Raw genomic sequence first — 19,317 nt, 5'->3', positions numbered from 1 at the left:
AAGTAAACAAGAAGAGAACTTGAAAAGTATAGTTGCTTAATGAACAGAAAAAACGTAGTTTGATTTTTTTCATCAAACTACGTTTTTTCATTCGATTTATAGGTCTATTTACTTTGTAATAGATGAATTGGTTTAGCTGATAACGATTGTTTTGCTGCGATCCAAACAACAATTGCTGTTGTGATTACAGATAACAAGATGCCCAAAATAGACCAAGTTATATTAATTTTCATTGGCATTTGGAATAAGAATCGTAAAACAACACCAGAAAAAGCTAAAGCAACTCCAGCCCCAACGAATCCAGCTGACAAGGAAACAATCGTATTTTCTAATAAAATGGACTTCATTAAATTACCCGAAGACATACCAACTGTCTTCATAATCGCTACATCCCGAGTTTGTTGTAGTAAGCGAATGACCACTTGATTTCCAATTGTCAAAACAGCGGTTAAAAATGCAAATGACGCTACGATCGAAAAGAACGTACTTTGCATTTTAATGATATATTGTAGACTATCGATTGCTGTAGCGGAAATAGAGTAAGCCATTGCTGAATTAGGAAGTTTATTGTTTAACTCTGCTAGAATCGTATTCGTTTGTTTTGGATCACTATCTAATGAATAGGTAATGCGATTTGGCTTTCCATATGTAGCTAATGTTTTTGTTGGAATACGAATACCTACCGTTTTTACAATACCGGATTTAAAGAAACCGACAATTTCACAATTCACTAATTCGTTTCCTATTTGAATATCAACTGTATCACCTGTTTTTACCCCCAGCTTTTTATAACTATCCAACAGGATTGCTTTTTTCCCTCCTGCATCAGCCGATGTTAAATCGCGCCCTTCAGATATGGTATATGCTTTGGAAGTATGATCTGTATCTATGCCTTCTACTGAAATTTTAGTTGAACTAAAAAATTTATCTTCTTTTACTTTTTGAGAAAATTTAGTTACGGCTTCTTCACCGTTAATATTTTGAAATCTTCCATCTAGTTGGTAACCTTTTTTCCATACCTTAATTTCCTTCATCGATTGAATTTGTTTTTCTACTTTTTCTTCATCATTAACTGAACTTGTAATAAGGAGATTTCCCATTGCCTCTTTTTCTAATTGCCCTTGAACAGATTCAATTAAATTATCAGCAAATATGTGGCTAGAAACTACAGAAACGACGCCTATCGTTAAAGTAACTGCTAATAATCCATTTCTTTTATTGGTAGTAGCTATATTGTGTAAGGCAAGAAAAAGACTTTGTGGCACCTAGTTTTTCATAGCTCCAATCATTCGGAATAATAAAGTGTATATAAACCCAATCAAACGAACGAAAGCAACAATACATAACAAAGCTCCTGTTGTAAGCAGAAAAGCAAGGAGCCACTTAAACATCACACTACCATTTGTATTGGCTGTAAATGCTATTTTGTGAACATAAACTGAAAGAATACTACAAACTAATATAAATAGTTGAAGTTTTTTTCTAAAAGGTAACGAATAATTTACACTCGTATTCTCTGTATCTCGTAACATTTGAAGAGGTGACACGCGCATTCCACTTTTTACTGGTATCCATGATGCTAAAAGCGTCACGAGAAATCCTACGATGATTGCAGTACCAACAACAGACCATGACATTCCCCATGTAAGAGGTAGTGAAAGTACACTTGATAAATAAGAAGTGAGCCAAACACTAGCTAATAACCCAATTGCAATACCACCAATTGTACCTAGGATTGCAAGCCAGAATGCTTCTAGCAAGAAATATCGTACGATAGATCGCGTTTTCATTCCTACCGATTTCATGACAGTGATATCATGGGTGCGCGAGGCAATGATTACTTTCATTGTATTTGAAGTTGTGATTGCTGCGATTCCAAGGGCTAATATGCTAAATAATTGAAGAAATGGCAGTAACATATGCAAATCTTTTTGTTTTTCTAATTCTTTATCACGAATATCGATTACATTGCTTTGCGGTAATTGTTCTTGTACTTTACTTTTAATTGCAGATACGTTACCTTTATCATTCAATATAATTAAAGCTTCATTAATTGTATTTTCCGGTACATTTAAGAGCTTTTGTGCTTGATTTAAATGTAAATAAGCAGTTCCGAAGATAGAAGCATCGCCGTAAGATTCTTGAACACCTTCAACGAAACCAAGAATCTTATAAGAAGACATTTCTCCAGTAGAACGATTCGGAATCTCTACTTTATCTCCGATTTTCACTTGTAAACGATCTGCAGTACTCTTTGATAAAAGCACTTCATTTTCTTGTAAATTACGAACATTAGGAAACTGTGTTTCTCCATACAATGGGTATTGCTTTGGTTCTATTCCCTTTATTATTAAGCTTGTTGTTTTTTTATCAGACTTTACCATACTCTGCCCTAATAAAGAGGTTGTAAGTGCTTTTTGCTCTTCTTTAGGAACAGAAGAGATTAATGTATCACGGTTAACAGGGTTTAAATAGGATTGAATCGCTACGTCTCCTCCTAAAAGAATTTTAGAGGATTCGTGAATAGAACGAGGAACTAATTCTACTAACATTGACATTGAGAAAAAGCTAGCTACTCCAATTACAATACTGAACACTGTAAAGAGAGTTCTCAAACGATTTCGTATTAAACTACGTAATGCTGATTTTAGTAACATGATGTTGTTTCACCTTCTTTTGGAGTCGTATGCTTACTAACGTTATCTTGAATTAATAGTCCATCTTCTATTTGTAAAATCCGATCTGAAAGTTTTGCAACATAAGAATCATGTGTAGCAATAATAAAAGTCATGTTGAATTGATCACGTAGTTGAAAGATTAAATCCAATATTGTTTGTCCCGTTTTCGTATCTAAATTACCAGTAGGTTCATCTGCAATAACAATAGCAGGGTTGTTTACTAATGCTCTGGCAATTGCAACGCGCTGCTGCTGACCTCCTGATAGCTGACTCGGTAAATGATGATAACGTTCTTTCATCCCAACAAGATCAAGCATCTCTCTTGCCTTTTGTATCATTTCCTTTCGATCCTTTATCCCAGCGCACATAAGTGCCATCATTACATTTTCCTCGGCTGTCATTGTTGTTACTAAATTATAGGATTGAAAAACAAAACCAATTTTTTTCGCACGAAAATCTGCTAAATTTTCTTCAGACATGGCCGTAATATCTTCTTTTTCAATCAATATATGCCCTTCGCTAGCACTATCTAAAGAACCTAGTAAACCAAGCAATGTAGATTTTCCACTTCCACTAGGCCCTATAATACTAACCACTTCTCCGCGATAAATTTGTGTATCAATTCCTTTTAAAATAGGAATGATTCCTGCTTCTGTTTCATAATGTTTCTTTAGTCCCTGTGCTTGAAGAATAGGTTGTTTGGCTACCATACTTTTTTCCTCCATACTTTTTTTATTTCAACAAAAAGACAAATATATTTCTAATGAAAATAATTTTCTAACATTATCTTCTCAAGCTTACATCCAGCATAAAAACGCTGTTAAAATTCCATTTACCCCCTTCTTTAACAATATTTATAACCGATATTAATCTTGTCATAAATCGACTATTTTTTCTATATTAAGGAAATTATAATTTGTGAATTTTTTTATTACTTACAAACACAAACTAAAAAGCAAACTCCTTCATATTAGGAGTTTGCTTTTTAAACTTACGATTGTTTCTGAGACTGTATTCCTTGAATATATGGCACAACCTCAGGATTTACAAGTGAAGATAAATCTCCAAGTTCTCTTCCTAGAAACGCTGCTTTGATAACGCGACGCATTACTTTTGAATTACGTGTTTTTGGTAAATCTTCGACAACATGAATATCTTTCGGGCACAATGCTTTCCCAATATGAGAGTTTACTAGACTTAGCAACTCTTTTTTTAGTTCTGGTGTAAACGCAGTGCCTTCACGTAACACAACAAAGCAATGGCACACCTCGCCTTTCAATTCATCGGGAACCCCAATTGCTCCGGCTTCGACGACATCACAGTGCTTTACAAGAATAGACTCGTACTCCGCAGGTCCAATACGCTTTCCGGCAATATTTAACGTGTCATCAGAACGCCCTGTAATGATATATTGTTCCCCATCATATAATACCCAGTCACCATGCACCCATTTGTTTTCAAAACGAGACCAGTATGTGCTGACATAACGATCGTCTTCTTCCCAGAAGCTTTTTGTCATACCAACCCACGGCTTTTCTAGACATAATTCTCCGACTTCATTTTGAACTGGTGAACCATTTTCATCTAATACAACAGCGGCCATTCCTGGCAGCGATGCGTTAAAACTAATTGGGGCAATTGGTTTAATAAGGACGTTTCCAAATATACCACCAGAAATCTCAGTACCACCAGAGTAGTTGCAAATTGGTACTCTTTTTTTGCAAACTGTTTCAAAGAGCCACATCCATGGATCTGGATTCCACGGCTCACCTGTTGAACCGATTACTTCTAAACTTTGCAAAGAATGTTTCTCCAGCCATGAATCGCCTTTTGCCATTAATGAACGAATTAACGTTGGTGAAATGCCAAGATGCGTTACTTCATAACGATCAACCATTTCCCATAAACGATCTGGTTCTGGAAAATCAGGAACACCTTCATATATTACCATCGTCGCACCATTAAGAAGCGAACCAAATAGTAAAAACGGCCCCATCATCCAGCCCATATCCGTAATCCATAACACACGGTCTCCTTGTTTCACATTCATACCAAAACCAGCATCAAATGCTGCTTTTAACGGGAATCCTGCGTGCGTATGCACCGTTCCTTTCGGCTTCCCAGTTGTGCCAGATGTATAAATAAGCATAAGTGGATCATCGCTTTTCATTTCTTCTGCGTGCGTAAAAGGTTTATCTTTTTCAAGAACACTCCATGAAATATCATAATCATGCGGTGTATAATCATTCCCTGCATGACGAACAATTACGACCTTTTCAACACTTGGGCAATGCTCACATGCTTTATCTACTTCGTCTTTTAATGAAACTGTTTTACCGCGGCGAGCAAATCCATCTGCGGTAATAATCATTTTAGCTCCTGCTGCTTGTACGCGCGTCATCACTGCATCTGAAGCAAACCCTGAGAAAATAGGAGAAATGATTGCACCAATTTTCATAACAGCTAGCATAGCAACTACTGTTTCTGGAATCATTGGCATGTAAATGGTTACACGATCTCCTTTTTCAATTCCTAAATGCTTTAAACCATTTGCAACGCGGCTTACCAAAGTGTCTAACTCTTCATATGTAAACGATTTTGATGTACCATTTTCACCTTCCCAAATAAGAGCCTGCTTTGTTTTCGTATCATCTTCCGCAATCCAACGTGATAGCGCAGATTCTACAACATTACAAGTTCCATCTAAATACCATTTGGCAAACGGAATACCGTTTGCTAAATCTAATACCTCTGTATATGGACGCATCCATTGATAACCTACCGCACGCTCTGCTTCTTCCCAAAGCCACGCTGGATCTTCAATAGACTTTTCATAAAATGTTTCATAATCTTCATACCCAAGCGATTGCATCCATTGAAATAAGCGCGTATTTGCTTTATATTCCTCGTCCGGAAACCAAACTGCTTGCTTCACGATTTGTCCCTCCTTATTTTTTCGAAAAAGAAAGCCCTTTGGCAGGGCAATCTCATTCATGTATAAATCTATTTCGATGTTTCAACATATAAGTCACTGCTATATAAAGCACAAATGACCTGCACTCGTTTTCTATCTTTGTTTTCATATCTCACGTAGCAGAAAAAGGATCTGACCGCTTCTATGCACGGCCAGACGCTCTCACCCATCTAAAAAAAAGGTTTTTATGATTTTTATACCGGATAAACTGGATGTTTACGATCTGTAAATACTTGATATTTACTCATATACATTTCAAAACGTTGCTTCAACTCAGTGCGTAATTGGTTTGGATGAACAATACCATCAATAACCATTTCTGATGCAAGACGATAAATATCAATATCCTGCTTATACTCTTCACGTTTTTGCGCGATAAAGCTTGGTCTTTCTTCTTCTGGTAGTGCTGCAATTTTATTTGCATACACTGCGTTTACCGCTGCTTCTGGTCCCATTACCGCAATTGATGCCGTTGGAAGAGCAAGGCAGCAATCAGGTTCAAATGCAGGACCTGCCATCGCATATAAACCTGCACCGTATGCTTTTCGGACAACGATTGAAATTTTCGGCACAGTTGCTTCACTCATAGCGGAAATCATTTTCGCACCGTGACGAATAATACCAGCTCGCTCTACCTTCGTACCAATCATAAAACCTGGTACATCAGCTAAGAATAAAAGCGGAATATGATAAGCATCGCAAAGTGTAATAAATTTCGCTGCTTTATCAGCAGAGTCATGGAATAGTACGCCGCCTTTCATACGAGGCTGATTCGCAATAATTCCAATTGGCATACCATTCATACGTGCAAATCCAGTAATAAGCTCTTGTGCAAATAGCTTTTTCACTTCAAAGAAAGAGTCCTCATCAATTACACGTTTAATTAAATCGTGCATATTAAACGGTGCATTTTGATTTTCCGGGATAACTTGTTCTAACGTTTTTTCGAATGCTTTCGGTTCTTGAGGTTCTGTCATTGGAGCTTTTTCTAAGTAGTTGCTTGGGAAGTAAGAAATATATTGACGTGCTTTTGAAATGGCATCTTCCTCTGTTTTGCAAAGTACATCTCCGCAACCAGATACAGAGCAATGCATACGTGCTCCGCCCATTTCTTCTAATGTCACTTTTTCACCGATAACCATCTCAGCCATACGAGGCGAACCAAGATACATAGAGGCATTTCCTTCAACCATCATTACAACGTCGCAGAAAGCAGGAATATATGCACCGCCTGCAGCAGATGGGCCAAATAGTAAACAAATTTGCGGTACTTTTCCGGATAATTTCACTTGGTTATAAAAAATACGCCCTGCCCCGCGTCTACCTGGGAACATTTCAACTTGATCAGTAATACGTGCACCAGCAGAATCGACAAGATAAAAGAGTGGTACACGTAATTTTTCAGCTGTTTCTTGAATACGTAAAATTTTTTCTACTGTACGAGCCCCCCATGATCCTGCCTTTACAGTAGAATCATTTGCCATTACACAAACAGTGCGCCCATTTACTTTACCAGTTGCGGTAACTACTCCATCCGCAGGCAATCCATCTTGTTCACAGTTTGCAAATAATGCATCTTCGACGTACTCACCGTTATCAAACAAAAGCGCTAAACGCTCACGAACAAATAGTTTTCCTTTCGCTGCATTTTGCTCATGATATTTCGGTGCACCGCCTTGTTTTATTGTTTCTACACGCTCTTCTAATGTACGAGATTGTTGTTTTTGATCTAGCATATTCATTCCCCCTTATAAATCGGCTTCCGTTTTTCGCGAAATGCTTGTAGTCCTTCTAAACGGTCTTTCGTATGAATAACACCTTCATACGCCTGCTTTTCCATTTGTAAACCTGTCTGCAAGTCTACTTGCATCCCATTTGTAATCGCTTCTTTTGCACGGCGAACTGCAATTGGACCGTTCGCTGCAATTTTTTTAGCAATTTCAACTGCTTTTTTTTCTAATTGTTCAGCAGGAGTAACATATTCAACAAGTCCGTATTCCTTTGCTTCTTCAGCCGAAATACGTCTTGCCGTATAAATTAATTCTTTTGCACGCCCCATTCCAATTAAACGCGGAAGACGTTGCGTCCCACCTGCTCCTGGAATAATCGCAAGGGATGTTTCTGTTAAACCGAGACTTGCTGTTTCTGAAGCAATGCGAATATCACAAGCAAGACTTAATTCCGTTCCGCCGCCAAGCGCAATTCCATTGATAACTGCAAGAACAGGTTGTGATAATTGTTCTACCATATCCATCGTAGAGCGAATCATTCCAACCGCATCGCGCACTTGTTCTTCGTTCATATTGGCACGTTCTTTTAAATCTGCACCTGCACAAAATGCTTTTGTTCCAGCCCCTGTAATCATTACGACACGAATATCGTTTTCTTCATTAATGCGACTTAGTGTATCTTGTAGTTCTTCTAAAAGAGCAAGTGATAAAGCATTTGCTTTACCTTCACGATGTAATGTGATTTTCACAATATGAGGCGTTACATAATCAACTGAAATATTTTGCAGCTGTAACATCTGATCACCTACTCACTGTTTTATGTTGCAAAGCGCGGTATACGTGACTTGGAATCTGCATATCGAGCTTGCTTTCGATAAATTTTGTTGCTTGTAATAACTTTTCTTCGTTTATGTTCGTTTGTACACCCATTTTATGAAGCATATGAACTAAGTCATTTGTTGCGACATTTCCAGACGCACCCGGTGCATACGGACATCCACCAAGACCACCGCATGAACTATCAAAAGTTGTAATGCCGCATTCTAATGACTTTACAACATTAGCAAGTGCCATTCCGTACGTGTTATGAAAATGCATCGCAAACTTAAAAGAATCATATTTTCGGAGTAGGTGCTCTAGTACACGTTCTACTTGCACTGGATTTGCCACTCCGATTGTATCCCCAAGTGATACTTCATAAATGCCATATGAAAACAATTTGTTACAAAGTTCATCAACTTTATGAACGTCCACTTCTCCCTCATATGGGCAACCAAATACAGTCGATACATATCCGCGAACCATTTTTCCAGCAAATAATGATCGCTTTGTTACCTCTTCTATAACAGAAAGTGCTTCATCAATGGATTTATTTATATTTTTTTTATTATGTGTTTCACTAGCAGATAAAAAGACGTTCACCTCATCTACATTTTGCAGAAGCGCCCGTTCCAAACCATTTTGATTTGGAACGAGAGCTGCATATGTAACCTGTGGATTCCGCTCAAGCATAGCAAACACATCTTGTGCATCAGCTAAAGCAGGAATCCATTTAGGGTGAACGAAAGATGACACTTCAATATAAGAAAGACCTGCGTCTGCTAGCATATGAATCCATTTCACTTTATCTTTTGTACCAACAATTTTCTTTTCATTTTGCAAACCATCACGCGGTCCGACTTCTTTAATAGAAGCAAAAGAAGGTAATTTCAATCGATTGCACCCCATTTCTCACTATTCGATTTCTATTAATACATCTCCCTCATTCACAAAATCGCCTTCTTGCACAAGAATTTTCATAACAGTGCCACCTTCTTCTGCAGCGATTGGAATTTCCATTTTCATAGATTCTAAAATGACGACATCTTGATCTTCCTCTACTGTATCTCCTACACCTACTACAATTTTCCAAACGTTTCCTGCCATCGATGCGTATACTTTTGTCATCATTTATTTCCCCCTTTAAATTTCGTAAACTTTATTTTTTCACAAGTTGCTTCGTTACAAAGCTAGTTGTGTAAATACCGCTTTGGAATACTTCATCTTCTAAAACTTGCAGAAGCATTGGCGTATTTGTTTTAATCCCCTCTACTTTTAGTTCCTCTAGTGCTACTTGTAGCTTTTGAATTGCTTCTTCTCGCGTTTCTCCATGTGCAATTACTTTCGCAATCATCGGATCATAAAACGGAGTAATCGCTACACCATCTTCTAAGAAATGATCAATGCGCACTGATGTTGGAAGAGACAGAGAGGTAATTTTCCCTGGTGATGGGAAGAATGTTTTTGGATCTTCCGCATAAATGCGCGCTTCAATGGCATGACCACTACGCTTTACTTCATCCTGTGTAAACGAAAGGCTTTTGCCTGATGCAATTCGCAGTTGCTGCTCGACTAAATCAAGACCAGTTATCTCTTCTGTAACTGGATGTTCTACTTGTAATCTCGTATTCATTTCTAGGAAATAGAAATTCTTCTCATCATCAACTAGAAATTCAATCGTTCCTGCATTCGTATAACCGAGTGCTTTCGCAGCTTTCACTGCAACCTCTCCCATTTCTTTACGCGTTGCTTCATCTAAAAATGGAGACGGAGCTTCTTCAATCACCTTTTGATTACGGCGCTGCACCGAACATTCACGTTCCCACAAATACACCGTATTCCCTTGTTGATCAGCAAGCACTTGAATTTCAATATGGTGCGCATTTGTAATTAATTTTTCCATGTACATTTCTCCGTTGCCGAAGAAATTCTTGGCACGTGTTTGATTACTCTCAAACGCTTTAGTGAGCGCTTGTTCAGTTTCAATGACTTGCATACCGATGCCCCCGCCGCCAGCGGATGCTTTTAACATAAGTGGATAACCGATTTGACTTGCAATTTCTTTCGCTTCTAAAGCAGTTGGAATGCTAGATGAAATACCAGGCACTATAGGAACTTCAGCCGCTAGCATTGCCTTACGAGACTCAATTTTGCTTCCCATCTTTGCAATGACATCTTTGGAAGGTCCAATAAAGACAATGCCTTCTTCTTCACAACGAGCTGCAAATGTTGTGTTTTCTGACAACAAACCGTAACCTGGATGAATTGCCTCTGCTTTTGTTTCTTTTGCAATCCCAATAATCTTTTCAAGATTCAGATAACTATCTTGAACACGAGGCCCACCGACAAGATGCGCTTCGCTTGCCATCTTAACATGAAGAGCAGATTCATCAGCTTCTGAATAAATTGCTACAGTTTGAATACCAAGTTTTTCACACGTTTTTATAATACGAACAGCAATTTCACCGCGGTTGGCAATTAATATTTTTCGAAACATAGTGAACCCTCCCCTTAGCGACATCCTAAATGTCTTGAAATTACGAGACGTTGAATTTCAGAAGTACCTTCACCAATTTCTAATAGCTTTGCATCACGAATATGACGCTCTACTTCATACTCACGCATATATCCGTAACCACCATGAATTTGCACCGCTTGGTTAGATACACGGCTTGCTGTTTCAGATGCAAAAAGTTTTGCCATCGCAGCTTCTTTTCCAAATGGTTTATCATTGTCTTTTAACCAAGCAGCCTTATGTACCATATTGCGCGCCAATTCAATTTCTGTTGCCATATCTGCTAATTTAAATTGAATTGCTTGAAAGTTTGATAGAGAACGGCCAAATTGCTTGCGTTCTTTTGCATATTGCAGTGCGCGCTCAAATGCAGATTGAGCAATCCCTACTGCTAATGCAGCAATCGAAATACGACCACCATCTAACGTATATAAAAATTGTTTAAATCCTTTATTTACATCCCCAAGAATATTTTCCTTCGGTACACGAACGCCATCTAAAACAATTTCACATGTATTAGAAGCACGAACACCCATTTTGTCGTATGGACTAGAAATTGTTAATCCTTCGCTATTTGTTGGAACGATAAAAGCAGAAATACGTTTTTTGCCGTTTTCTTCAACACCGTTGATAGCGGTTACAATAATCGTATTTGCATACTCAGCATTTGTAATCCAGCACTTCTCGCCATTAATTACATATTCATCGCCATCCAATACTGCTTTCGTTTGTGTGCCGCCTGCATCAGACCCAGCATTTGGCTCCGTTAATCCAAATGCACCAAGTGTCTTACCCGATGCCATTGGAACTAAATATTTTTGTTTTTGTTCTTCTGTACCAAAATAATAAATTGGAGAAGCACCCAGTGAGATTGTTGCCGCATAACTTAATCCTGTGCCACCACAAGCACGGCCAATTTCTTCAACTGCTAGTGCATACGATAACGTATCGCCGCCAGAACCACCGTATTCTTCAGGGAATGGGATTCCTAACAAACCAAGTTCGCCCATTTTTTGAAACGTTTCGTATGGGAATTCTGCCGTTTTGTCGTAATACACAGCCTTCGGAGCGATTTCCTTTTCAGCAAAGTCGCGCACCATTTCTTTAATCATTTGTTTTTCTCTAGTAAGAGTAAATTCCATTTGTCACACCCCTTATCGAATTCGTTATTTCGACAGCGTGCGTGTATATAGTACAAACATTACTCTAGGAAAAGAACGAATAGTAGTAAGATAATTGCTACAATTCTGTCACAATTTAATTGTAAAACAGAATCTATACTGATGCACAAAAAAATTCCTACATTGTTCTACAACAACATAGGAATAAAAAAGACGAATTTTGTATTATTTTGTTTAATAATCTCGACCCTTTCCAGAATCTGTGATTTCCACTAACATTTCTGGATACGGTTCAAAATATGTTTGTCTCAATAAATATGTGTCTTCAAAACGTATTGCCCACGATTTTAAAATGGTAAGTAAACTGCTTAAAGGTATTTTCTTTTCTGCATACTTACTAAGTAAAGAAAGAAAATGATCCTTTTCTTCTTTCTTTAACTTATTTTTAAAATACCCAAAAATATGCTGACATACGTTAATATTTGATGTATACCGCGGTGTACGATTTAACAATACATACAATATTTCCTCATATTTCGCAAACACTTCATCAATCGATTGTTTTTCCTTATTCGCAATGACGCGACCTAATTCTTTTTGCTTCGTTTGATTGTACGCCATGAATAAGTACTTATGATCAGACTGAAATTCAACTAATGCTTTCATACTTTTATTTTTCTTCAATGTTTTAAAATGTGAAATTGTAAATAGCTGTGTCAAAAAATGTTCGCGGATGATAAAGTTCGACAATCTTCCTTCTTCCTCAATCGCTAAATGTGAAAATTTCGCTAAAACTGCACTACCAAATAACCCGGCGCCTTTGCCTTTTGTGGGTGCCTTTCCTAATCCAGCATATATTTTCACATCACGCGTTCCGCAGCTCGGTGACCTATTTTTCAAAATGAAACCATCCACATCTGGTAAAGAAGCTAAAAAGACATTTGAAAATTGTTGCATTTTCTCCGTTAAATCAGCACTTGTTGATGGCTGCACTAATTTTTTCATACCATCTTGTTCGACAATGCGAATTGTTTCTCTTGGAATTCCAAGTCCAATCTCCACTTCTGGACAAACTGGAATAAATTCTACATAAGGCTGTAGATTACGTACTGTTGCATCGGACAGCTTATCACCGTTATAACGGCATGCTTCAAATTCTAAACATTTACTTACGACAACTGTTGGTTTTACAAATTGCCTCATCTGCTTACCTCCGAGGTGTTAGCCCGTATAAAATGAATTGAACAGTAGATTCGATTTCTACCTCATCATCCCATTGTTCTTCTGGTAGTAATAAAAAACGAGTTAAGATTAAGCCAATAACAGCTGATAAGGTGAATCGTAGTACAGCTGGTGTTGGGAGTTCAATAATTTGTCCTTGTTTCTGAAAATGGTCAACAATGTTTTCAAAACGAGAGTAAATTTCCTTTGCAAGTAATTGCTGAATTTCATCTTTCAGTTCTGGTTGAAACGGTACTTCTTGCATTAAAATTTTCAGCATTGGAAAATGTTTTCTCGCAAACTCATAGCGATTTCGAATAACCGTGCGTAGGAAATTTTCATATGATTCATACGTATTTTTAAATATTTCTTTCGCAAAAGTTTGCACAAAAAACGGAGCAGCAAACTTCGTTAACGTTGGCATTACAACCGCAAACAACAAATCTTTTTTCGTTTTATAGTAACGGAAAATCGTTCCCTCTGCTACACCGGCACGCTTCGCTATTTCACTCGTTGAAGTTGCCGAATATCCTTTTTCACTAAACATGTCTACTGCCGCTTCTAAAATGCGCATTTGCCGTTCATTGCGCTTATCTGTCCCCGTGGCGGCAATTAATTCTTCTAGCCAATCCTCTTTCATTGACATACTCCTTTTTTTCTTTCCATTATATTCTTCTATGCTTCTTCAAAGCAAACACGTTACCGAATGTAAACACAATCGCAAATATTAATAAAACCCCGAGATCACCAGCAATTTCGCTAAACCCTTGATTTCGAATCATAACTTGCCGCATCGCATCTGCACCGTATGTTAATGGAAATAACTTTCCTAATAGCTGTAACCACCTATTCATAGACTCAATCGGAAATAAACCAGAAAAGAAAATTTGCGGTACAATAACCAATGGGATAAACTGTATCATTTGAAACTCGTTGTTTGCATATGCCGATAAAAACGTTCCCAGAGTTAACGCTGTTAATGAAAGCATACATGTAATCAATAACGTGAGCCAAGGTGAACCTGCAACATATAAATCTAAGACATACACAGAAAAACTAACAATGAGTACGGATTGAAAAAACGCAAAAATCCCAAATCCAATTATATAACCTACAACAATTTCCCAGCGCCGAATTGGAGTCGATAATAATCGTTCCAACGTACCGCTTAAACGCTCCCTAACAAATGAAACGCCTGATAAAATAAAGACGAAGAAGAATGTAAAGAAACCAATTAATACCGGGCCTAATCCATCAAACATCGTAAAATCAGCTGATCCATGTAAAAAAGAAACTTCAGGCTTCATAGTTGTCGTTTCTTTTTTCTCCATACCTTTTTGCAAAACTTGCATGACAGCACGATTTTTCGATGAATCACTGCCTTCTAACGTTACTTTCATCTTTCCATGATCTATAGTAATTATTGCATCAATTGCTTGATCTTCTAATTTCTTATGTGCCTTGTCTTTATCGTACTCATAAATAGAAGCATCTTGTTTTTTCATTGCATCTACAATTGGTGCCGGTACATCAACTAAAGCAATATGAGGCTTGTAGTCTTTTTGTGTAAATACAAGTGAAAGAAGCCAAAGCAGTAGCATCGGTGCTCCGAACATAAGTGCAAGCGACCGTTTATCTCGGAAAAATTGGCGAATAATACGGCTTACAACTCCAAATACTCTCATCATTCCATCGCTCCTTCCAATAAAAAGACATCCTCAATACGCCCAGATGTTGTTCGCTCTTTTAATTCTATCGGAGAACCAGTTGCGATTAACTTCCCTTCACGAATTAAGCCCAGACGTTCACAAAACTCTGCCTCATCCATAATGTGCGTTGTCACTATAATTGTTGTTCCTTGTTTTTTCAGTTCATAAAACTTATCCCAAATTGATTTTCGAAGAACAGGATCAATTCCAACTGTCGGTTCATCTAAAATCAGAAGCTTTGGTTCATGCAAAAGTGACATAGCAAGTGATAAGCGCTTCTTCATTCCACCAGAAAAATGCTGCACTTGCTTTTTGGCATCATCAGATAGCTGCACAAGCTCAAATACTTCATATATACGTTCTCTCTTTTGTTTTCCCTTTAACCCATACATTGTCGCAATAAAATCAGCATTTTCATAAGCAGATAACTCCTCATACAATGCATCTGCTTGCGCCATATATCCAATATGTTTCATGCCATTCAAATTCGGCATAACTGTTTGCAGTGCCGTTACATCCCCTGATGTTGCTTCGCTAATACCAGCAATCATTTTAATAAGTGTCGTCTTCCCCGAACCAGAAGGACCGACTAAACCAAAAATTTCAGCTTCACGAACAGAAAATGAAATATCTTGAATTACTTGTTTCTTGCCAAAGTACTTGGAAACTCCTTTAACCAATACTGCCTCATTAGTTGGAGACATAAATTTTCCTCCTCTTCATTTTTATGAGTGAGTACTCACTTTTATTTTAAACTGATACTATTATATGTCAATTGTTTCTTTTGGTTGTTAGTTACATACATGTTTTTATCTTTATTACTCATTAGTGACATGTTCAGAGATATGTATCTGTATAAAGAAACACATCATCCCTTTTTATCGTTTTAGCAAAAGAATAACTTAGTTTTTAAAAGATCAAATTCATACACGCTTTTTTCAAGCCCCCACTTCAAAACGTGTTAGCGTTCACAAGTGGTGGGAGTTGACTCTAGTAACTGCAATATTCACAAAAATCTCTAAAAGAAAAGACCCTTTAATTAAAATAAAAGGCCTTTACTGTAACTATATATTTATCACCTAAGATTTATATTTTTTTACTGTAAGAGGAATCGTTAAAATGTATAAATCTACAGCATAAGTTGTAACCCATATTCCTTTCCCTTCATCTGCCAATTGTTCATTTAATTGAGATAAGTGTTCTGAAACTTTTCTTCTCCCCCAGCTTTTAGGAAGCCATTGAAACACCTTAGGAACATTATATTTCTTGTTATACCATACATTTAATCTCCAAAAAATAAAAAAGAATGAAAAAATAATTATGAAAAGAAAGATGTCAAAATACGAAATTCCTAAAATCATATTATATATTCTACCTTCCCGTTAAAATTGTATTAGCCCAGCTTAATTTTCATTCGTTAATCATTTTAAAATTATAAAAATCACAAAATAAGTACTGATTTTCTTCAGTTTCTCTTTTAAATAGCTTTTGAAATTCTAATTCTACAGTTTCCTCTTATTATTTTTCTCCTCTTACAATCACTTTTTTTAAAATGAAATAAGTAATAGAAAATAGTAAACAAGTAGCTATTGTACCAAAAGTTGCAATCGAAATTTTACCCGCCATTGTTTCGTTTGGATCTAATGCATTTGGTAAAATTGTACCAAAAATAGCAAGACAAGCCATTATAATCATAATGTATTTTAATATTTTTATTTTACGATTCATATTGATTCACCCCTATATCCTTAAATAGCAATTTCTAAATATTCTCCTAATATCCAAAAAGATGCCGATCTCAAACCTTGTGATTTTTTACAAATAAATAGAAGAGGAATTTTTATAGCGTTATCATATTTAACTAGAGTTTCCTCTGCTCCTATATGTGGTGCCCTACCTACATAAGCACCTAAACTTCCCTTTCTTTTTATAATAATCAAATAATTCCTCGCAAACGCCTCTATCATTTATTCTTGAAATGTAACCAAAATAAATAATATCTACTGTGATTTTTTGGTATTATATTTTAAGAATAACATATTTACAGCAAGAAGATATACTGCATATGTTAAAGACTTTTCAAATGCAAGTGATGAGTTTTTCTTTTTTAATAGCATATTTTTCATAAATTCATACGAACTTCTCTACTTACTTTACATACAAACCTCATTAATTTTCTGTAAACTAATGGAAACAACTTAAAAATTATGTCCATCGTTCTTCGCATCGGCATTGGACAAATAACTGGCTTATTTTTATGAATATCATTGATGGCAATTGAAAAAATTCCGTTATACATAACGGAATTTTTTTAGACTATATTTACTGACCTAAATTTTGAATCTTATCTTTTAAGTCTTGAACTTGTTGAATTGTCTGCATAAGCTCCGAATTTTTGAATTGTTCTACATCCATTTTTCCTTCTTCTATCTTCTTCAAAGTTGTATCAATTAATTCATTTAACTTTTCATTATATCCAACAATTTGCTGATGCATATCCTTTGCTACATCAGGAGGTGTCAATTCATTAAAAGCTGGAATATCCTTTTGGATTTCTCTGAGTCTAGTTTCTAATTCTTTGCGGGCGGCACTATCGTTGATTGCTTTTTCTACTAATCCCGGCGCTTCATTTGCAAACGCACTCACTTCATTAACATAGTCTATTGCCTTTTGAGCATAGTCAATTGAATTCTTACCTTCTTCAATCATAGAGCAGCCTGTTAAACCAATTACCAGCATAAACAAAAATAACAAAGCTTTTTTTATCAACATTTCTTCATCTCTCCTAAATTCGTACAAATCCACCTATTTATTGTTTACATTTAGAAAGTAAACGTCAAGTAACTCCCAAAAGTATAAATGACAGTTTTAAAAGTTACCTCGTTCTATTATATTTTTTCTAGGTGTGTATTTCTTATGCTTTCATTATCACATCGAAATAGTATATGAACTATCTAATAACCTTACATCAATATGACAGCTTTGTAAGGTTTTATAATATGTTTTATACCATAGCTTCTTTTTTGGGGACTAATATTTTTTTAGAAATTGCAAATGTAAAAGGAATTGCAATTACAGATGAAATCAGAGGTGCTATATCCTTATTTAAATTTAATACATCCACTAAAACATAAATACTAACTGTCGTAATTATAAAGTTTACAATATACGTTAACGGAAATTGTAAAAATTTCTTTAATGTTACTTTTGTTTTATACGTAAAGTATGTATTCATAAAAAAAGAACCGATCATACTCACTATAAAAGCTATACTATGTGCGGTTAAATGATGAAAATGGAAAACATGAGAAAATAATAAATAAAGGAGCCAGTAGTTTAATGTATTCATACATCCTACAAAAACAAATCTAATTATTTGTTTGTAATTATTGCTCATTGCCACCCTCCGATAACATAAACTTAACCATATTTGGTTTATTAAAGTTTCAGTTTTCAACTTATACCTAAATGTTCGATGCTAAGAATGTGATTAAGAAAAGCTATCCTAAGTCGGATAGCCAAAATCTACGCATCTGCTTTCATTTACGTCCCTGCTAGTTGAACAAGTAATAAAGCCTTTAAATTTCTGATAAGCAAGTTTCAATATTTTTTTGCAGTGATAACAAATTAGAATGTGAAGCAATTTCTACATAAAAACTTTTTAAAAATGACTTACAGTTTGCTTTTAGGAACAAATAATGTTCATCATCAAGCTCTTCTTTTTGAGATTTCATTTCCATTGGTATACCTTTGATTAAAGCCCCTACTTTCTCTATCTCTAATCCTCGATTTAACATTGTTAGAATTGGTGTTATAATTCTCCCATCTTCATTATGGATATAAACACCTTTTGTGCAAAATATTTTTTTCCAAAGCGTTTCTAATATTTCTGAGTAATACTTTTGTTCTATTTTTTCGTTTTTTACAAGTTCCTCACAAGCGTCAGCCACATGTGCTACACTATGAGCCCATCCTTTTTCAGGGACATATCCTCTTAGATCTTGTTCCAAATTAATATAATGAATTAACTCATCTTTTACTTTATAAACAATGGATTGAGGTATAAAATGATCCTCATTATCTTTGTATAAAATGACTGCTATTAAAAGTGAGGTAAATGACCTTGTAAACACAGTGTCTGTCCCATTTTCTCCAATCCCTTTAAATAACAAGTCACTTAAACAAAAATCCAATATTTCCGCTAAAAACTCATGCGCAAGTTTATTATCTAATATCAATTGATTAAAAGAACTGTAGATCCATTCTCTAAGTTCACTATCCGTTGAACCGATATGGTTAATCATCGCTTTAACAATATCAATCTTGTTCTCTTCATCCCACGTTTTTTGCCCGCTTTGAATTTCCTTTAAGACTTTTTCCAGTTCATTTTCCTTTATTTGCACTGAGTTGGACAGTAAGTTCATCATTTAATTTTCTTCCTCCTAGTTTATAGCAAGAACAATGCTGCTAGGATAAGGAGTCCATAAACCTAGGTAAGTACATGAATAATCATTTACCAATAAGCAAATTAAAAAGATTATCTATTTACG

At 36.1% G+C, this 19,317-nt stretch carries 19 protein-coding genes and 1 pseudogene; all 20 read right to left on the bottom strand.

Annotated features, from left to right (window positions below):
* Nucleotides 1-104: 104 nt before the first annotated feature.
* The 20 genes and pseudogenes from BM211_RS27475 to BM211_RS06615 all read right to left on the bottom strand — a co-directional run bounded on the left by BM211_RS27475 (nt 105) and on the right by BM211_RS06615 (nt 19,194).
* Nucleotides 105-2,657: pseudogene (locus tag BM211_RS27475) on the bottom strand (ABC transporter permease).
* On the bottom strand, nt 2,648-3,388 hold the full coding sequence (locus BM211_RS06700; protein WP_035430120.1) for an ABC transporter ATP-binding protein: 741 nt from the start codon (nt 3,386-3,388) through the stop codon (nt 2,648-2,650). The pseudogene BM211_RS27475 and the gene BM211_RS06700 overlap by 10 nt, the downstream one beginning before the upstream one ends.
* A gap of 281 nt (nt 3,389-3,669) precedes the next feature.
* On the bottom strand, nt 3,670-5,613 hold the full coding sequence (locus BM211_RS06695; RefSeq protein WP_035430121.1) for an AMP-binding protein: 1,944 nt from the start codon (nt 5,611-5,613) through the stop codon (nt 3,670-3,672).
* A 233-nt stretch (nt 5,614-5,846) separates the two neighbouring features.
* A complete protein-coding gene (locus BM211_RS06690; protein ID WP_090995948.1) occupies nt 5,847-7,388 on the bottom strand; it encodes an acyl-CoA carboxylase subunit beta in 1,542 nt (513 codons plus the stop codon).
* Nucleotides 7,389-7,390: 2 nt separating this feature from the next.
* Complete coding sequence (locus tag BM211_RS06685) at nt 7,391-8,179, bottom strand: enoyl-CoA hydratase (RefSeq protein WP_090995946.1); 789 nt, start codon at nt 8,177-8,179, stop codon at nt 7,391-7,393.
* A 4-nt stretch (nt 8,180-8,183) separates the two neighbouring features.
* On the bottom strand, nt 8,184-9,095 hold the full coding sequence (locus tag BM211_RS06680; protein ID WP_090995943.1) for a hydroxymethylglutaryl-CoA lyase: 912 nt from the start codon (nt 9,093-9,095) through the stop codon (nt 8,184-8,186).
* A 21-nt stretch (nt 9,096-9,116) separates the two neighbouring features.
* Nucleotides 9,117-9,332, bottom strand: a complete 216-nt coding sequence (locus BM211_RS06675) for an acetyl-CoA carboxylase biotin carboxyl carrier protein subunit (RefSeq protein WP_090995940.1) — start codon at nt 9,330-9,332, stop codon at nt 9,117-9,119.
* 28 nt (nt 9,333-9,360) lie between these two features.
* Nucleotides 9,361-10,698, bottom strand: a complete 1,338-nt coding sequence (locus BM211_RS06670) for an acetyl-CoA carboxylase biotin carboxylase subunit (protein ID WP_090995938.1) — start codon at nt 10,696-10,698, stop codon at nt 9,361-9,363.
* Between the two features lie 14 nt (nt 10,699-10,712).
* Nucleotides 10,713-11,858 carry an acyl-CoA dehydrogenase gene (locus BM211_RS06665; RefSeq protein WP_035430131.1) on the bottom strand — a complete coding sequence of 382 codons (1,146 nt, stop codon included), beginning with the start codon at nt 11,856-11,858 and terminating at the stop codon, nt 10,713-10,715.
* Nucleotides 11,859-12,071: 213 nt separating this feature from the next.
* Complete coding sequence (locus tag BM211_RS06660; RefSeq protein ID WP_090995935.1) at nt 12,072-13,040, bottom strand: YbgA family protein; 969 nt, start codon at nt 13,038-13,040, stop codon at nt 12,072-12,074.
* Nucleotides 13,041-13,044: 4 nt separating this feature from the next.
* Nucleotides 13,045-13,698, bottom strand: coding sequence for a TetR/AcrR family transcriptional regulator (locus BM211_RS06655; RefSeq protein ID WP_090995932.1), 654 nt, complete (start codon nt 13,696-13,698; stop codon nt 13,045-13,047).
* Between the two features lie 25 nt (nt 13,699-13,723).
* Nucleotides 13,724-14,743, bottom strand: a complete 1,020-nt coding sequence (locus BM211_RS06650) for an ABC transporter permease (RefSeq protein ID WP_090996069.1) — start codon at nt 14,741-14,743, stop codon at nt 13,724-13,726.
* Nucleotides 14,743-15,471 carry an ABC transporter ATP-binding protein gene (locus BM211_RS06645; protein WP_035430136.1) on the bottom strand — a complete coding sequence of 243 codons (729 nt, stop codon included), beginning with the start codon at nt 15,469-15,471 and terminating at the stop codon, nt 14,743-14,745. The genes BM211_RS06650 and BM211_RS06645 overlap by 1 nt, the downstream gene beginning before the upstream one ends.
* A gap of 375 nt (nt 15,472-15,846) precedes the next feature.
* On the bottom strand, nt 15,847-16,128 hold the full coding sequence (locus tag BM211_RS06640) for a hypothetical protein (protein WP_090995929.1): 282 nt from the start codon (nt 16,126-16,128) through the stop codon (nt 15,847-15,849).
* A gap of 157 nt (nt 16,129-16,285) precedes the next feature.
* On the bottom strand, nt 16,286-16,495 hold the full coding sequence (locus BM211_RS06635; protein ID WP_035430139.1) for a hypothetical protein: 210 nt from the start codon (nt 16,493-16,495) through the stop codon (nt 16,286-16,288).
* Nucleotides 16,496-16,515: 20 nt separating this feature from the next.
* A complete protein-coding gene (locus BM211_RS06630; RefSeq protein ID WP_035430140.1) occupies nt 16,516-16,707 on the bottom strand; it encodes a hypothetical protein in 192 nt (63 codons plus the stop codon).
* Nucleotides 16,708-16,889: 182 nt separating this feature from the next.
* Nucleotides 16,890-17,066 (bottom strand): hypothetical protein, encoded by a 177-nt coding sequence (locus tag BM211_RS26690; protein ID WP_218160787.1) that lies wholly within the window; start codon nt 17,064-17,066, stop codon nt 16,890-16,892.
* A gap of 23 nt (nt 17,067-17,089) precedes the next feature.
* Nucleotides 17,090-17,539 (bottom strand): DUF6376 family protein, encoded by a 450-nt coding sequence (locus BM211_RS06625; RefSeq protein ID WP_141771598.1) that lies wholly within the window; start codon nt 17,537-17,539, stop codon nt 17,090-17,092.
* A gap of 232 nt (nt 17,540-17,771) precedes the next feature.
* Nucleotides 17,772-18,164: a GtrA family protein gene (locus BM211_RS06620; protein WP_035430145.1), complete on the bottom strand. Its 393-nt coding sequence runs from the start codon at nt 18,162-18,164 to the stop codon at nt 17,772-17,774.
* A gap of 181 nt (nt 18,165-18,345) precedes the next feature.
* Nucleotides 18,346-19,194 (bottom strand): DUF2785 domain-containing protein, encoded by an 849-nt coding sequence (locus BM211_RS06615; protein ID WP_090995927.1) that lies wholly within the window; start codon nt 19,192-19,194, stop codon nt 18,346-18,348.
* Nucleotides 19,195-19,317: the final 123 nt, after the last annotated feature.

This window comes from Bacillus sp. 491mf, from assembly GCF_900112415.1.
GTDB lineage: Bacteria > Bacillota > Bacilli > Bacillales > Bacillaceae_G > Bacillus_A.
This window is presented reverse-complemented; position numbering and strand designations above follow the sequence as displayed.

Bases quoted from the DNA above. Each gene is read 5' to 3' on its own strand.
- BM211_RS06670 (WP_090995938.1), bottom strand. From the start codon at position 10,698: ATGTTTCGAAAAATATTAATTGCCAACCGCGGTGAAATTGCTGTTCGT.
- BM211_RS06620 (WP_035430145.1), bottom strand. From the start codon at position 18,164: ATGAGCAATAATTACAAACAAATAATTAGATTTGTTTTTGTAGGATGT.
- BM211_RS06640 (WP_090995929.1), bottom strand. From the start codon at position 16,128: ATGATTTTAGGAATTTCGTATTTTGACATCTTTCTTTTCATAATTATT.
- BM211_RS06660 (WP_090995935.1), bottom strand. From the start codon at position 13,040: ATGAGGCAATTTGTAAAACCAACAGTTGTCGTAAGTAAATGTTTAGAA.
- BM211_RS06650 (WP_090996069.1), bottom strand. From the start codon at position 14,743: ATGAGAGTATTTGGAGTTGTAAGCCGTATTATTCGCCAATTTTTCCGA.
- BM211_RS06645 (WP_035430136.1), bottom strand. From the start codon at position 15,471: ATGTCTCCAACTAATGAGGCAGTATTGGTTAAAGGAGTTTCCAAGTAC.
- BM211_RS06685 (WP_090995946.1), bottom strand. From the start codon at position 8,179: ATGTTACAGCTGCAAAATATTTCAGTTGATTATGTAACGCCTCATATT.
- BM211_RS06635 (WP_035430139.1), bottom strand. From the start codon at position 16,495: ATGAATCGTAAAATAAAAATATTAAAATACATTATGATTATAATGGCT.
- BM211_RS06675 (WP_090995940.1), bottom strand. From the start codon at position 9,332: ATGATGACAAAAGTATACGCATCGATGGCAGGAAACGTTTGGAAAATT.
- BM211_RS06655 (WP_090995932.1), bottom strand. From the start codon at position 13,698: ATGAAAGAGGATTGGCTAGAAGAATTAATTGCCGCCACGGGGACAGAT.
- BM211_RS26690 (WP_218160787.1), bottom strand. From the start codon at position 17,066: ATGTATAACGGAATTTTTTCAATTGCCATCAATGATATTCATAAAAAT.
- BM211_RS06625 (WP_141771598.1), bottom strand. From the start codon at position 17,539: ATGTTGATAAAAAAAGCTTTGTTATTTTTGTTTATGCTGGTAATTGGT.
- BM211_RS06700 (WP_035430120.1), bottom strand. From the start codon at position 3,388: ATGGTAGCCAAACAACCTATTCTTCAAGCACAGGGACTAAAGAAACAT.
- BM211_RS06690 (WP_090995948.1), bottom strand. From the start codon at position 7,388: ATGCTAGATCAAAAACAACAATCTCGTACATTAGAAGAGCGTGTAGAA.
- BM211_RS06615 (WP_090995927.1), bottom strand. From the start codon at position 19,194: ATGATGAACTTACTGTCCAACTCAGTGCAAATAAAGGAAAATGAACTG.
- BM211_RS06665 (WP_035430131.1), bottom strand. From the start codon at position 11,858: ATGGAATTTACTCTTACTAGAGAAAAACAAATGATTAAAGAAATGGTG.